Origin of the sequence: Rhodococcus sp. NPDC059179, from assembly GCF_042754885.1 — a bacterium.
Taxonomy (GTDB): domain Bacteria; phylum Actinomycetota; class Actinomycetes; order Mycobacteriales; family Mycobacteriaceae; genus Rhodococcus_G.
The window spans coordinates 315,730-330,235 of sequence record NZ_JBHZBV010000001.1 but is presented as its reverse complement, the minus strand read 5'-3'; the positions used below and the strand labels follow the sequence as shown (position 1 = coordinate 330,235).

Annotated in this window: 11 protein-coding genes; 7 read left to right on the top strand and 4 right to left on the bottom strand. The window is 68.1% G+C overall.

The window, feature by feature from the left end:
- Window positions 1–305: 305 nt before the first annotated feature.
- Together ACFXMV_RS01510 and ACFXMV_RS01505 are read right to left on the bottom strand one after the other, a co-directional pair.
- Window positions 306–1,307 carry an oxidoreductase gene (locus ACFXMV_RS01510; RefSeq protein ID WP_378502671.1) on the bottom strand — a complete coding sequence of 334 codons (1,002 nt, stop codon included), beginning with the start codon at window positions 1,305–1,307 and terminating at the stop codon, window positions 306–308.
- 41 nt (window positions 1,308–1,348) lie between these two features.
- Window positions 1,349–1,828 (bottom strand): MaoC family dehydratase, encoded by a 480-nt coding sequence (locus ACFXMV_RS01505; RefSeq protein WP_378499045.1) that lies wholly within the window; start codon window positions 1,826–1,828, stop codon window positions 1,349–1,351.
- 170 nt (window positions 1,829–1,998) lie between these two features.
- Here ACFXMV_RS01505 and ACFXMV_RS01500 point away from each other — a divergent pair, with 170 nt between their 5' ends.
- The 7 genes from ACFXMV_RS01500 to ACFXMV_RS01470 all read left to right on the top strand — a co-directional run bounded on the left by ACFXMV_RS01500 (window position 1,999) and on the right by ACFXMV_RS01470 (window position 8,796).
- A complete protein-coding gene (locus ACFXMV_RS01500) occupies window positions 1,999–2,688 on the top strand; it encodes a TetR/AcrR family transcriptional regulator (protein ID WP_378499046.1) in 690 nt (229 codons plus the stop codon).
- Window positions 2,689–2,959: 271 nt separating this feature from the next.
- Window positions 2,960–3,778, top strand: a complete 819-nt coding sequence (locus ACFXMV_RS01495) for an SDR family oxidoreductase (RefSeq protein ID WP_378499047.1) — start codon at window positions 2,960–2,962, stop codon at window positions 3,776–3,778.
- A gap of 54 nt (window positions 3,779–3,832) precedes the next feature.
- Window positions 3,833–5,059: an acyl-CoA dehydrogenase family protein gene (locus tag ACFXMV_RS01490; protein WP_378499048.1), complete on the top strand. Its 1,227-nt coding sequence runs from the start codon at window positions 3,833–3,835 to the stop codon at window positions 5,057–5,059.
- Window positions 5,060–5,061: 2 nt separating this feature from the next.
- Window positions 5,062–5,844 carry an SDR family oxidoreductase gene (locus ACFXMV_RS01485; protein WP_378499049.1) on the top strand — a complete coding sequence of 261 codons (783 nt, stop codon included), beginning with the start codon at window positions 5,062–5,064 and terminating at the stop codon, window positions 5,842–5,844.
- Window positions 5,837–6,874 (top strand): phosphotransferase family protein, encoded by a 1,038-nt coding sequence (locus tag ACFXMV_RS01480; protein WP_378499050.1) that lies wholly within the window; start codon window positions 5,837–5,839, stop codon window positions 6,872–6,874. Before ACFXMV_RS01485 ends, ACFXMV_RS01480 begins: the two co-directional genes overlap by 8 nt.
- 33 nt (window positions 6,875–6,907) lie before the next feature.
- Entirely contained in the window at window positions 6,908–7,891 is a 984-nt protein-coding gene (locus ACFXMV_RS01475; RefSeq protein WP_378499051.1) for an NADPH:quinone oxidoreductase family protein, read from the top strand.
- Window positions 7,892–7,944: 53 nt separating this feature from the next.
- Window positions 7,945–8,796, top strand: a complete 852-nt coding sequence (locus ACFXMV_RS01470; RefSeq protein WP_378499052.1) for an alpha/beta fold hydrolase — start codon at window positions 7,945–7,947, stop codon at window positions 8,794–8,796.
- Between the two features lie 68 nt (window positions 8,797–8,864).
- On the opposite strand, the gene ACFXMV_RS01465 is transcribed toward ACFXMV_RS01470, so the two are convergent.
- A complete protein-coding gene (locus tag ACFXMV_RS01465) occupies window positions 8,865–10,673 on the bottom strand; it encodes a DUF222 domain-containing protein (RefSeq protein ID WP_378502673.1) in 1,809 nt (602 codons plus the stop codon).
- Window positions 10,674–10,923: 250 nt separating this feature from the next.
- Window positions 10,924–14,388 (bottom strand): indolepyruvate ferredoxin oxidoreductase family protein, encoded by a 3,465-nt coding sequence (locus ACFXMV_RS01460; protein WP_378499054.1) that lies wholly within the window; start codon window positions 14,386–14,388, stop codon window positions 10,924–10,926.
- Between the last annotated feature and the right edge of the window lie 118 nt (window positions 14,389–14,506).

Below are 14,506 nucleotides of genomic sequence, written 5' to 3'. Positions count from 1 at the left end.
CCCCACACTGTCACGTCCGGTATCGGTTCGGCCAGAGTGGTCGACACGGTCCGCATCAATCGTTACCGTAGCTGCGGATCGCGGGCCCCGTGATCCTCATCGGACTGTTCTCGAGGAGAAGTTCAAGCATGCTGACCAACGTGATCAACGGGTTCCTTGGCGCCGTCGGCGGAAGCTCCGCCGGCAGCAGTGGCTACCAGATCGCCCCGGGCACACTGCCTTTCGGTAGCTGATTCCAGTGTTCGGCTGATCGAGTGGACGGGAGCGTTCACTCGATCAGCCCGTTCGATTGATCAGCCCGGGCGTCAGAACCCGCCGTCGACCCGGACCACGGCGCGGCCGGTGTAGGTCCCGGACCGCACCCGGTCCAGCACCGGGGCGATGTCCCGGATCGGCACCTCGTGCGCGATCGAGGACAGGTGCCGCGGCCGCAGATCGCCCGCGAGCCGCGCCCACAGCGCGCGCCTCTTGTCGATCGGCAGCTGCACGGAGTCGACGCCCAGCAGGGCGACGCCGCGCAGGATGAACGGGAGCACCGTGGTCGGCAGCGACGATCCGCCCGTCAGCCCGCTCGCCGCGACCGCGCCGCCGTACCTGATGGTGCTGAGCACGTGGGCCAGCGTCTTGCCGCCGACACAATCGACCGCCGCCGCCCACTCCGCCCTGCCGAGCGGGCGGGGCTTCGCGTCCGGGTCCTCGGGCAGCCGACCGATCACGGACGCCGCGCCGAGCGAGGTCAGCAGATCCGCGGCCGCAGGCTTGCCGGTCGACGCGACCACCTCGAACCCGGCCGCGGCGAGCAGGTCGACGCTGACGCTGCCGACGCCGCCGCTGGCACCGGTGACCAGGACCGGCCCGTCCGAGGGGGTGAGGCCGCGCTCGAGGAGGGCCTGCACGCTCATCGCCGCGGTGAAACCGGCGGTGCCGATGGTCGCCGCGTCCCGAGGGGACAGGTCCGAGAGCCGGACAACCCAGTCCGCCGGGACCCTGGCGAGCTCGGCGTAGCCGCCGTGACGTCCGGTGCCGATCTCGTACCCATGGGCCAGCACCAGGTCGCCGGGGCGAAACGATTCGTCCTCGGAGGCGACGACCTCGCCTGCGAGGTCGATGCCCGGGACGATCGGGTATTCGCGCACAACGCCGCCCCTGGGCGTGACGGCGAGGGCGTCCTTGTAGTTCACGCTCGAGAAGTGCACCTTGATGGTGACCTCGCCGGGCGGCAGCGCGGCGTCGTCGAGGGTGTCGGGGGCGAGTGCGATCTCCCCGTCCTGGTCGCGTGCGATGTAAGCCGAGAAGGTCGTGGTCACGCTGCCGAGCCTAGGGCGTCCGCAACCGCGGGGCCAGGCCTCTACTTGCGCTCGGCGAGGAATCCCACCGCCTCGGCCACCAGGACCGGTTTGGCCGAGCCCTCGCGCTCGATGGTCAGCTTGTTGGTGAGCTGCGCACCCCCGGCGATCTCGTGCACCGCGATAATGGTGGCGTGCATTCGAATTCGTGATCCGACCGGCAACGGCGCGGTGAACCGCACCTTGTTGTAGCCGTAGTTGAGTGCGTGTGCGAATCCGTCGAAGGCGATCAGCTGCGCGGTGAAGAACGGGCCGAGCGAGAGGCTGTAGTTGCCGTGCGCGATGGTCGTGCCGAACGGGCCTGAGGCCGCGCGCTCGGGGTCGACGTGGATCCACTGGTGGTCGCCGGTGGCGTCGGCGAAGGCGTCGATGCGCTGCTGCGTCACGTCGTGCCAGTCGGTGGGCCCGAGCACGGTCCCGACCAGCGCGGTGAGCTGGGCGAGGGTGCTCGGTCGGATCGGGTCGGCGCTGGTCTCGGTCATGTCTGCCCCTCGATGCAGCGACTGTGGTGTGCAACACCGTCATATTACGGTCCGCGAGTGTGCCCTGCGGCGACGCCGGGTGGTCCGCGCGTCGATGCGCACGGGACGCGGAAATCGCATGCCACGGTGTCAGATCATGCCGTCTACCGGCGGTGACGTATAACTACTGCATGCCATCTGTCCCCGAGGACGACCGCGACGACGCGCCGCCGTCGATGGCCCGCTCCTCTCTGTTGCGGGAACTGCCCGCGACCGAGCGCGGGCTGCGGACGCGGTCGTCACTGATCGCGGCGGCACGAAAGGTGTTCGAGCGCGCCGGCTATCTCGACACCCGGCTGATCGACATCACAAAGGCCGCCAAGTGTTCGGCGGGGACCTTCTACACCTACTTCGCGAGCAAGGAAGAGGTCTTCGCCGCGGTCCTGGAGCTGGCGCAAGAGGACATGATGCATCCGGGGATGCCGCACGTCGCCGCCGACGACGAGCCGGCCGCCATCATCGAGGCGAGCAACCGGGCGTACTTCCAGGCCTACAAGCGGAACGCGAAGCTGATGGGCCTGCTCGAACAGGTCGCCAGCATCGACCCCGAGTTCCGCGCCCTCCGGCAGTCCCGCGCGAACGCGTTCATTCGGCGTAACGCGCGCAGCATCGAGAGCCTGCAGCAGCGCGGCCTGGCGGATCCCGAGATCGATCCGCTGCTGGCCTCGAGGGCGCTGTCCGGCATGATCAGCCGTCTCGCCTTCGGGTACTTCGTCACCGGAGACGGCACCGAGGACGGCAAGACCATGCCCCTCGACGACCTCGTCGGTGCAGCCACCCGGCTCTGGGTGAACGCGCTCCGCATCGCCCCCCGCGCCTGACCCTTCTGGCGCGAGGCGGTTGTCCCGACGTTCAGGGAACCCACCTGGCTCACCGTGACCTGAATGCCGCCACCGACCTCGTCGGCGGAAATGATGTTGGTGCACATGCGGATTCGCGAGCCAGCCGGGACCGGCGTGGGGACGCCGGCCTCGACCCTGGCCTCAAATCTTGAATATGACGCCGGATTCAACTATACATTGTCGGGAGACCTGGAGCACGGGTCGTGGGGTCCGGACCGAGAGCAGTGCCACACGAAATGAGGGACTCGGAGTGAAGGTTGCAAGCAAGGTTGCCGTCGTCACCGGCGGCGGTGGTGGTATCGGCGGCGCGCTCGCGGAGGCGCTGACCGCGGCCGGCGCGCGGGTCGTGGTGGCGGACCTGGACGCGACCGCCGCGCAGGCCGTCGCCGACAAGATCAACGCCGACCGCCCCGGAACCGCGGTCGCGGCGGGCGGGGACGTCGCGGACACCGAACAGATCCGCGGCCTGATCGCCCTGGCGGAGAGCGAGTTCGGTCCGGTCGACATGTACTTCGCCAACGCCGGCATCGCCGGCAGGCCCGGACTCGAGGCCGACGAGGCCGACTGGGACCTCTCGATCGATGTGAACCTGCGCGCGCACATCAGGGCGGCGCAGCTGCTGGTGCCGGGATGGGTCGAGCGCGGCGAGGGCTACTTCGTCAGCACGGCCTCCGCCGCGGGCCTGCTCACCCAGATAGGGTCCGCCACCTATTCGGTGACCAAGCATGCCGCGGTCGGCTTCGCGGAGTGGCTCAATGTCACGTATGGCGACCGCGGGGTCCGGGTCAGCTGCCTGTGCCCGATGGGCGTGAACACCAAGCTGCTCTACGCCGGTGAGGATTCCGGTGACGGACTCGGCCTCGCGGCGACCCGGGCCGTCACAGCCGCGGGCAACGTGCTCGAGCCCGCCCAGGTGGCCGCCGACGTGCTGGCCGCCGTGGACGAGGAGCGGTTCCTCATCCTTCCGCACGCCAACGTGCTGGAGATGTACCGGCAGAAGGGCTCGGACTACGACCGCTGGCTGCGCGGCATGCGCCGGTACCAGGCCTCGCTGCTGGGCGAGGCGTAATGAGCACCGACCGGCGATCCCCGACTTTTCCCTCCCTATCCGTCAGGAGTTCACATGTCCCTGTTTGAGACCTCGGACCGCGGCAAGAAGTATCAGGAAGACCTGCTCGACTTCATGGACACGCACGTCTACCCGGCCGAGGCCGTGTACGACGAGCAGATGCGCGAGTCCGGCGACCCGCACTTCCAGCCGCCGATCCTCGAGGAACTCAAGGCCGAGGCCAAGAAGCGGGGCCTGTGGAACCTCTTCCACCCGCACCCCGGCCGCGGCCCGGGGCTGACCAACCTCGAGTATGCCCCGCTCGCGGAGATCATGGGCCGCAGCCACATTGCCTCCGAGGCGTGCAACTGCAACGCCCCCGACACCGGCAACATGGAGGTGTTCGAGCTCTTCGGCACCGACGAGCACAAGAAGAAGTACCTCGAGCCGCTGCTCGACGGCACCATGGCCTCCGCGTTCGCGATGACCGAGCCCGGCGTCGCCAGCTCCGACGCCACGAACGTCGAGCTGTCGATGGTCAAGGACGGCGACGAGTACGTCCTCAACGGCCGGAAGTGGTTCGCCTCCAACGCCTTGCACCAGAACTGCAAGGTGATGATCGTGATGGGCAAGACCGACCCGACCGCCCCGACACACCGTCAGCAGTCGATGATGGTCGTCCCGATCGACGCCGCAGGCGTCACCGTGATGCGCGGACTGCCGGTCTTCGGCTACCAGGACCGCGAGGGCCACGCCGAGATCGACTTCAAGGATGTCCGGGTGCCCGCGAAGGACGTCCTCAAGGGCGAGGGAGAGGGCTTCGCGATCAGCCAGGCCCGCCTGGGCCCCGGCCGGATCCACCACTGCATGCGCGCCATCGGCATGGCCGAGCGCGCCCTGGAACTGATGTGTAAGCGCGCGCAGTCCCGCGTCACCTTCGGCAAGCCGGTCGCCGACAACGCCAACATCCAGGACTGGATCGCCGAGGCGCGCATCGACATCGAGATGATTCGGCTGCTCACCCTCAAGGCCGCCTATCTGATGGACACGGTCGGCAACAAGCAGGCGCAGACGGAGATCGCCGCGATCAAGGTGGCCGCGCCGAACATCGCGCTCAAGATCGTCGATCGCGCCATCCAGGTGCACGGCGGCGCCGGCGTCACCGACGACTTCCCGCTCGCGATGGCCTACGCGCACCTGCGCACCCTGCGCCTCGCCGACGGCCCGGACGAGGTGCACAAGCGCGCCATCGCCCGCCGTGAGCTGCGCCCGTACCGCGACCTGCGACCGGAAGGACTGTGACAATGACGAATCTGGACCTGACCGGCAAGACCGCGATCGTCACCGGTGCCTCCCGCGGCATCGGGCTGGCCACCGCACAGGCGCTGGCGACCGCGGGCGCAAACGTGGTGCTGACCTCGCGTAAGCAGGAGTCGGCCGACGCGGCGGCCGCGCAGATTACCGGAAACGCGATCGGCGTCGGCGCCCACGCGGTCGAGGAGGACCAGGCGCGCCGCTGCATCGAGATCACCCTCGAGCGATTCGGCAGCCTCGACATCCTCGTCAACAACGCGGGCACCAATCCCGCGTTCGGGCCGCTGATCAACCAGGACCACGGGCGTTTCGTGAAGACCTTCGACGTGAACCTGTGGGCACCGCTGCTGTGGACCGGCCTGGCCGCCGAGGCGTGGATGGGCGAGCACGGCGGCTCGGTGATCAACACCGCCTCCATCGGTGGGCTCGGCCACGAGGCAGGCATCGGCATGTACAACGCGTCCAAGGCGGCGCTGATATACGTGACCAAGCAACTGGCACTGGAACTTTCGCCACGGATCAGGGTGAACGCGGTGGCGCCGGGCGTGGTGCGCACCAAGCTGGCCGAGGCGCTGTGGAAGGAACACGAGGAGCAGGTCTCGGCGTCAACCGCGTTGAACCGGATCGGCGAGCCCGACGATGTCGCGACGGCAATTGCGTTCCTGGCATCGGACGCGGCGAGCTGGATCACCGGCGAGACCATGGTGATCGACGGCGGCCAGCGTCTCGGCGACGCCAAGGCCTACCGGAGCGGAGCGGGTGTCGGTGTCTGACGTGCAGGAAGTGGTCGGGATCGACCCGGTCGCGGTGACGCGGTGGTTCGGGACCCTCGGAATCGAGGCAACCGGCCCACTGAGCTTCGACCGGATCGGCCTCGGCCAGTCCAACCTCACCTACCTCGTCCGCGACGAGGGTGGCGGGCGCTGGGTGCTGCGCAGGCCGCCGCTCGGCCACCTGCTGGCATCGGCGCACGACGTGGCCCGAGAGGCGCGGATCATGACCGCGCTCGAGCACACCGATGTACCCGCCCCGCGGATCTACGGCGTCGCACAGGATCCGGCGATCTCCGAGGTGCCGCTGGTGCTGATGGAATTCATCGACGGCCAGGTCGTGGACACGATGGAGATCGCGCAGTCGCTCACCCCGCTGCGGCGTCACGAGATGGCGGTCTCGCTGCCGCGCACCCTCGCGAAGATCCACGCGGTGAATCTCGACGAGGTCGGTCTGTCCGACCTCGCGAGCCACAAACCGTACGCGGCACGTCAGCTCAAGCGCTGGGCCGGGCAGTGGGAGCAGTCGAAGACCCGGGAACTCCCCGAGCTCGACGACCTGACCCGCCGGCTGGTGGCCGCAGTCCCGGAGCAGCGCGAGCTGGCACTGGTGCACGGCGACTTCCACCTGCGCAACGTCATCACCTCCAGGGAGAACGGCGAGGTGATCGGGGCACTGGATTGGGAGCTGTCGACGCTCGGGGATCCGTTGGCGGACATGGGTTCCATGCTCGCGTACTGGCCGGAGCCGGGCGAGGACACCGGAGGCGACTTCCCCGCCTCGACGCTGGCGGGTTTCCCGAACCGGGCCGAGATCGCCCAGATATACCTGGACGAGACCGGACGGGACGCCGAGGCGCTCAAGTTCTGGCACGTGCTGGGGCTGTGGAAGGTGTCGGTGATCGCCGAGGGCGTCATGCGCCGCGCCATGGACACCCCGCAGAACAAGGCCGCGGCTGGCACGCCGACCGTCGAGCGAATCGACGCGCTGGTGCGCAAGGCCCGCGAAATCGCCGATGCGGCAGGCATTTAGCACCTTCGCATCCACACCCGTCAGGAGAACAACATGAAGGCATGGCGCGTCAACGAACTTGGCCAACCCCGCGACGTACTGAAACTGGAGGACGTCGACGACCCGACCGCCGGTGACGGCCAGCTGCTCGTCAAGGTGCTCGCCGCCCCGGCGAACTTCCCCGACGTGTTGCTGTGCCGCGGCGAGTACCAGATCAAGCCGCAGCTGCCCTTCACGCCTGGCGTCGAGCTCTGCGGTGAGGTCGTCGCGGTCGGCGTCGGCGTCACCGAGTTCGCGGTCGGCGACCGGGTGGTCGGCAACCCGAACCTGCCTGATGGAGGGTTTGCCGAGCTCGCGGTCATGGAGGAGGCCAATGCCTTGCCAGCGCCCGCCGCGCTCGACGATGCCGAGGCGTCGGCGCTGAGCATCGGGTATCAGACGGCCTGGTTCGCGCTGCACCGCCGCACCCAGCTGCTGGCGGGGGAGACCCTGCTGGTGCACGCCGCCGCCGGTGGGGTCGGCAGCGCCGCCGTCCAGCTCGGCAAGGCAGCGGGAGCCACGGTGATCGGCGTCGTCGGTGGTCCGGAGAAGGCGGAGTACAGCCGCCAGCTCGGTGCCGACCTGGTGATCGACCGGCGAACCGAGGACTTCGTGTCGATCGTCAAGGAGTTCACCGGCGGCCGCGGCGCGGACGTGGTGTTCGACCCGGTCGGCGGCGACGCCTATGCCGGCTCGACCAAGTGCATCGCGTTCGAGGGCCGGATCGTGGTGATCGGGTTCGCGGGCGGCACCATTCCGCAGCCCGCACTCAATCACGCACTGATCAAGAACTATTCGATCATCGGCCTGCACTGGGGTTTGTACAAGGCATACAACCAGCAGGCCATCGATGACTGCCATGCCGAGCTGACCAAGCTCGCCGCCGCGGGCGCGATCAAGCCGCTGATCAGTGAGCGGCTCTCGTTCGCCGATCTGGCCGACGGCGTCGGCAGGCTCGGTGATGGCACCACCGTCGGCCGCGTCGTGTTTCAGCCCTGAACCGGATGTCCGGCTCCGGCTTCGAGAACTGAAACGTGTTCTAGTATCGCCAGATGGACGTGACCTACGAGGGGACCAAGAGGGAAATCGCCACCGAAAAGGGTGTGCTGCGCTACCACGAGGCGGGGGAGGGGCCACCACTCCTGCTGCTGCACGGCTCCGGGATCGGGGTGAGCGGTTGGCGGAACTACCGAGGAAACCTGGATGTCTTCGCCGAGCACTTCCACTGCTACGTCCTCGAATTCCCTGGTTTCGGGGTGAGCGATCCCATCGACGGACATCCGGTGCTCACGGCAGGGTCGTCGGTGATTCGCTTCATGGACGCGCTCGGCATCGAATCGGCCGCGATGATCGGAAACTCGATGGGCGGGGTCGTCGGCGTCAACGTGGCCATGAAGTATCCCGAACGGGTGAGCAAGCTCGTCACCATCGGCGGTGTGGGTCCGAACATCTTCAGCCAGAATCCAAGTGAGGGCACTCGGCTGCTGCAGGACTTCGCCGACGAGCCCAGCCGTGACAAGTTGGTTCGCTGGCTCGAATGCATGGTCTATGACCGCGACGTGGTCACCGAGGAACGGATCGAGGAGCGCTGGGAGACGGCCAACGATCCGGAGTCGCACAAGTCGCTCACCGCCATGTACGGCTCCGCCGCGTTCGAGGCACAGCAGCAGGCGATGACCAATGCCGGTCTGCCGCCGTACTGGGCGATGATGGGCAAGGTGCAGTGCCCGACGCTGCTGACGTGGGGTCGAGACGACCGGCAGTGCCCGCCGGACATGCCGATGATCCCGATGCGACTGATTCCCAATGCCGAGCTGCACATCTTTCCGAACTGCGGGCACTGGGTGATGATCGAGGCGAAGGAAGCATTCGAGCGGATCACCCTCGAGTTTCTGCTCCGGTGACCTGGCAGCCACCGCTCGGGTGACTGTCTGTTCGCTGCGTCAAGCACTGGGGTAGTGAGGGATTGACCTCAGAACGGTGGCGGTTCGTCGAGATCGATGACGAGGATCGGCCTGGCGGGTTTGCGGGGTTTGGGGTGTCGCCAGTCGGGTGACAGCGTGTCGAGGAGGTAGGCGAGGTCGTCCTCGACGGTGCGGCCGCTGTTACGGTCGGCGAGGTCGCGGAGGATGCGGTCGGTGTCGGTGTCGGTGTCGGTGTCGGTGTCGGCGGTGTCGTGTTCGTGTTCGTTCATGCGCGGAGCGCTACCGGTATCGGCCCGTGCGGTGTCGCCGCTGTTGATGTTGTGTGTGTCGACAGCGTGCTCGTCCGGGCCGTGCCCGCTGCTGTGATCGTCGTCGGGGTCGGTGAAGGGTCCGGTGGGTTCGGTGATGGTGGTGGTGCCGTGTCGGTCGGTCCATTGGAGGCGGCCGGAGCCGATCTGTTGGACGGTCCAGTAGCCCTCGGTCTTGAGGCGGTGATGTTTTCGGCAGAGGCAGGCCAGGTTCTGTTCGATGGTCAGCCCACCGAGTGCGGGGTTGGCGTGGTTGAACGGGATCGTGTGGTCGAGGTCGCAATCCTGTGCCCGCGCGGTGCAATTGGGGAATCGGCAGGTGCCGTCTCGGGTGCGGATGATCTCGGCGAGCCGGGCGCTGGGCTTGTAGGTGAGGGCTTCCCGCGAGGCCTTGGTGCGGTTGGCGATGTCGGACGGGGTGATACCCGCGGCCTTGAGGGCTTTGCCGACACCGAGGATCGGTCCGTGCGGATTCGTGTCGATGCGGCGGCCGGAGACCCAGGGCTCCCCGTCGTCGGCATCAGCGCCGGTGTCGTCGTTCGATTCCTGTGTGCCGGTGAACAGTTCGGGTGAGGCGCCGCCGAGTTCGCCCAGGAGGGTATCGATGAGGCGTTGCCGGTCCTTCTCGGGAAGCAGCAGGATTTGTTTCCAGGTGCCGTCGGCGGCGAGGTCGCGGGCGAGGGCGGCGTCTATGGCGCCGTAGCCGTCGAGGTAGCCGGGGAGATCGTCGAGGCCGAGGAGGGTGCTGGCGGAGATGCCGACCAGGACCGTTGCGGTCGGCTTCGGTGGTTGTCCTGAACTGTTTGCGGCAGGGCAGTGTTGTTGTCCGCACTGGCAGGGGAGGTGGTCGGCGCCGTCGGTCAGGGCGATGAGGGCGTCGGCTCGGCGTTGGGCGAGGGTGCGGGGGTCGTCGGCACAGACCTGTAGCGACATTTGGCGTAGTCGCATGGACAGTCGTTGGGCGCCGACGGTGGGGAGCAACCCTTCCAGGGTCGACATGCCGTCGTCGGAGGCGTGGGTGCGGACGTCGCGGTCGGCTTCGGCGCGTTCGCGTCGCTTGCGTGCTCCGTCGGGGTCGTGGCGGGCGATCAGGCGGCGGGCGCGTTGTTTGAGTTTGGTGGAGCAGTGGTGGTCGGCGCCGTCGAGGAGGCGTTGTTCGATGGCGTCGAGTTTGTCGTCGGAGACGTTCGCCAGGGCGTCGGCGATGGCGCGGGTTTGGGTGAGGTCGATGGTTCCTGCGGCGAACGCGGCGCAGGTGCGGTGCAGCCGCCAGCGTAGGTCGCAGCCGAGGTCGATCATCGCGGCGGCGGCACGTTCGGTGATGTGCAGGATCGCGGCTATCTCGACGTGCGCGAATTCGCCCTGGCGGGCCTCGTTCTTGCCGCGCCGGGCGTCTTGCTCGCAGTCGGCGAGGTAGAGGGCGGTGACGGCATGGATTTCGCGGAATTGTTCGCGGGCGATGTGGGCGTGGTGCTGTTGCAGCGTTGCCGGTTGTTCAAGATCCGGCACGTTGTCGAGCAGTCCCGATGTCGACCCGTTATCGAACATACATTCGAGCATATCGGAAACTGAGGATGGAATCCAGAGGTGAACCCAACCGAATTTCCTCGAACTGAGGGGATCTGCTGCGGCCTGTCCGAGATGCACTGCGAAGGGCGCGAGCGCCGACCTGCGTGAAGTGCGCAGACTACACTGGCGACCTGGCGTTGACGAACTGGTGATACCAAAGAGGGCATCCGGTGGTCGGCCGGGGAAGATTGACCACCGAATGCCCTCTGCGCGAGCGGAACTCCCCTCGCTACCGCTCGATCCCCAGCTCGCGCAGCTGCTCCCAGTAGAGCTCCACGTTGCCGAGCTTGACGTCCTCGTAGCCGCGGACCATGTCGGGCAGCCCGGCCACCTGGACCGCGGTCGCGTAGCTGCCCGTGTCCAGTTCGTCCGCCAGCCGCAGCACCATCGCGGTGTAGTGCGCCAGCAGCTCGCGCTCGACCTTGCGGACGTGGGCGTAGCCGAACGGGTCGAGCTTGGTGCCGCGCAGCACCTTGCCCTTGGCCAACACCTTCAGCGCCACATGCGACTTCGGCCGGAGCCCGATCTTCTTCTTGCGGCCCATGGCGCGCAAGGCGGGCGGGTGCAGCTTGTAGGTGAGGTTCTCGCCTTCGGGCACCTGGGACGCGACGTCCTCGAGGAAGGCGGGATCGACCAGCATCCGGGCCACCTCGTATTCGTCCTTGTACGCGGTGAACTTGAACAGCCCGCGGGCCACCGCCTCGCTGAACTCCGTCCGTTCGGTGACCGAACGCTCCGCCGACCAGACGGACTGCACGGCGTCGATGTACCGGCGCGCGACCTTCGCGTTCTGGAACTCGACCAGCTGGCCTGCCCGAAGCTCCACCAGCCGCCGAACCTCACCGTCAAAGGTACAGTCGGCGAACAGGTGTGCAGGCGCGACGGCGGGTGCGCGCTTGGGACGCGAGGTGACCGCGGCGAACGCGTCCGGGTCGGCGACGGCGATGCGTCCCCAGCGGAACGCGTCGACGTTCGCGGCGACCGCGATCCCGTTGATGCCGATGGCCTCCTCGATCGACTCGGCGGGCAGCCGCAGCCCCCCGCTCTGGAAGGCCGCGCCGATCAGCAGGAAGTTCGCTGCGGCGGTGTTGCCGAACAACTCCTGCGCGGCGGCCAAGGCGTCGAATGCGTTGAGCGACTTCGACGCCGAGCCGAGGCGGTCGAGCAGCGACTGCTCGTCCGGGTAGCGCACCGACTTGTCGTAGACCATGTCGCCGGTGGGGGTCTGGCTGGTCGACGCGACCGCTACGGTGCCTGCGCCGCCGTAGCCCAGGTTCTTGTTGTCGGTCGCGGTGAGCAGGTCGAACGCGACGATGCAGTCGGCGCTGCCCGGCGTCAGCCGGTTCGACGGCTCGAGCGCGCCGGGGGAGAAGCGCAGGTGCGAGACCACCGGCCCGGCCTTCTGGCTCAGCCCGATCTGGTCAAGGGATTCCACCTCGTAGCCGGCCCGCAGCGCCGCGGTGGCGAGCACCTGGTTGACCGTGACGATGCCGGTACCGCCGATGCCCGCGAGGAAGACGTTCTGCGTCGCGGTCAGCTCGCCGAGGTCCGGATCGGCCACGAGCGGAGGCGCCGGACGCTCACTACGGGCGGCCTTCTTCTTGCCCGGCACCACCTCGACCGTGACGAACGACGGGCAGTCGCCGTCGAGGCAGGAATAGTCTGTGTTGCAAGAGGTCTGGTCGATGCGGGTCTTGCGGCCGAACTCCGTGTCCACCGGCTGGACCGACAGGCAGTTGCTCTTGGTCCCGCAGTCGCCGCAACCTTCGCAGACGGACTCGTTGATGATCACCCGGGTGTTGCGGGTGGGCAGGGTGCCGCGCTTGCGCTGACGACGCGCGTCGGCGGCGCAATGCTGGTCGTAGATCAGCACAGTGACGCCCTCGACCTCGCGCAGCACCTTCTGGGCCTCGTCGAGGCGGTCGCGGTGCCACAGCGTGACGCCCTTGGCGAGTTGTCTCTTGTTGTGCCGCTTGGGATCGTCGGCGCAGATGATGATCCGCTTGACGCCCTCGGTCGTGAGCTTGTGGGTGAGCTTCGCGACCGACAGGGCGCCCTCGGCGTCCTGCGCGCCGGTCATCGCGACGACATCGTTGTAGAGCAGCTTGTAGGTGATGTTCACGCCTGCCGCGACGCAGGCCTGCACGGCGAGCTGGCCGGAGTGGAAGAAGGTGCCGTCGCCGACGTTCTGGAACATGTGCTTGACGTCGGTGAACGGCGCCTGGCCGATCCACTGGCTGCCCTCGCCGCCCATCTGGGTCAGCCCGGTGACGGCGCTGTCCTCCCGGTTCGAGATGGTGACCATGGTGTGGCAGCCGATGCCGCCGCCGCCGATCGAGCCCTCGGGCAGCGCGGTGGACCGGTTGTGCGGGCAGCCGCTGCAGAAGTACGGGGTTCGGGTGGCGGAGAGCACTTCGAGTGAAAGCTGCGGGGGCAGAGCCTTCTTCAGCTCCACCCGGTCCCGGAGCACGCGCCGGAGCGGGCCGAGCAGGCGCCCGGCGGTCAGCTCGCCGTCGACGGGCATCAGCGGGCGACCGGATCCGTCGCGCTTGCCGAGGATCTGCGGGGTGTGTTCGCTGCCGTAGAGGATCTCGCGGATCTGGGTTTCGATGAAGGCCGTCTTGTCCTCGACCACGATCAGCTGCTCGAGGCCCGCGGCGAACTCCCGGACCTTCTGCGCGCCGAGCGGGGTGGGCATGCCGATGCGCAGCAGGCGGATCCCCGCGTGGTGCAGTGCGGCCTCGTCGACACCGAGGTCGAGCAGGCCCTGGCGCAGCGAGTCGAAGGTGGTGCCGGTGGCGGCGAATCCGATCTTCGCGCCGGAGGGGTCGACCTCGATCACGTCGAGATCGTTCGCGGCGCCGTAGGCGCGCACGACCTCCCAGCGGGGTCCGTACAGGTCCGCCTCGGCGATGACGCTGTCCGTCGGCACCGCCATCGGGCGTTGCTTGTAGACGAACGGCTTTCCCTCCCATTCGATCTCGGGGACGGTGATGTCGATGCTCGACACGCCCCCGTCGACCGTCCAGGCGCCGTCGGCGACGTCTGCGACGACCTTCAGCGCGACCAGGCAGCCCGAGGCGCGGGACAGTGCGACGCCGTGCATGCCCATCGTGATCATCTCTTCGGCGTTGCGCGGGAACAACACCGGGATACCCAGCGCCGCGAGGGACCGTTCGCTGACCGCGGGGACGGTGGAGGACTTCGAGGCGGGGTCGTCGCCGACGAGCAGCAGCACCCCGCCCTTGGGGTTGACGCCGTACATGTTCGCGTGGCGAAGCGCGTCGGTGGCCCGGTCGACGCCGGGGCCCTTGCCGTACCAGACACCGATGACGCCGTCATGCGTCGCGGCTCCTGCCGGCAGGTTCGCCTGGCTGCCCCAGACCGCGGTGGCGGCGAGCTCCTCGTTGAACCCCGGCACGAAGGTGATGTCGTGCTCGGCGAGCACCTGCGGCATCCCGTGCAGCATCTTGTCGACGCCGCCGAGCGGGCTGCCCTGGTAGCCCGAGACGAACGTCGCGACCCGTCGGCCCGCGCGGATGTCGTGGACGTGCTGCTCGACGAGCTGGCGGGCGATCGCCTGGACCCCGGTCAGCAGGACCGGGCCCGCCCCGGACCGGTAGCGGTCGTCGAGGTCGTACGGGGCGGGCAGTGTCGCCGTCGGGGTGACGGGACGATCGGCCAGTTCAGTCATCGCGGTCCACCGTTTCTTCGCCGCATCGGAACACGTTGCGCGCAATCAATCGGGCATCAGGTGTAGCAATGATTTGCCCAGGTGGTGTGACCGTCAACACCCGCCGATTGGGCTGACC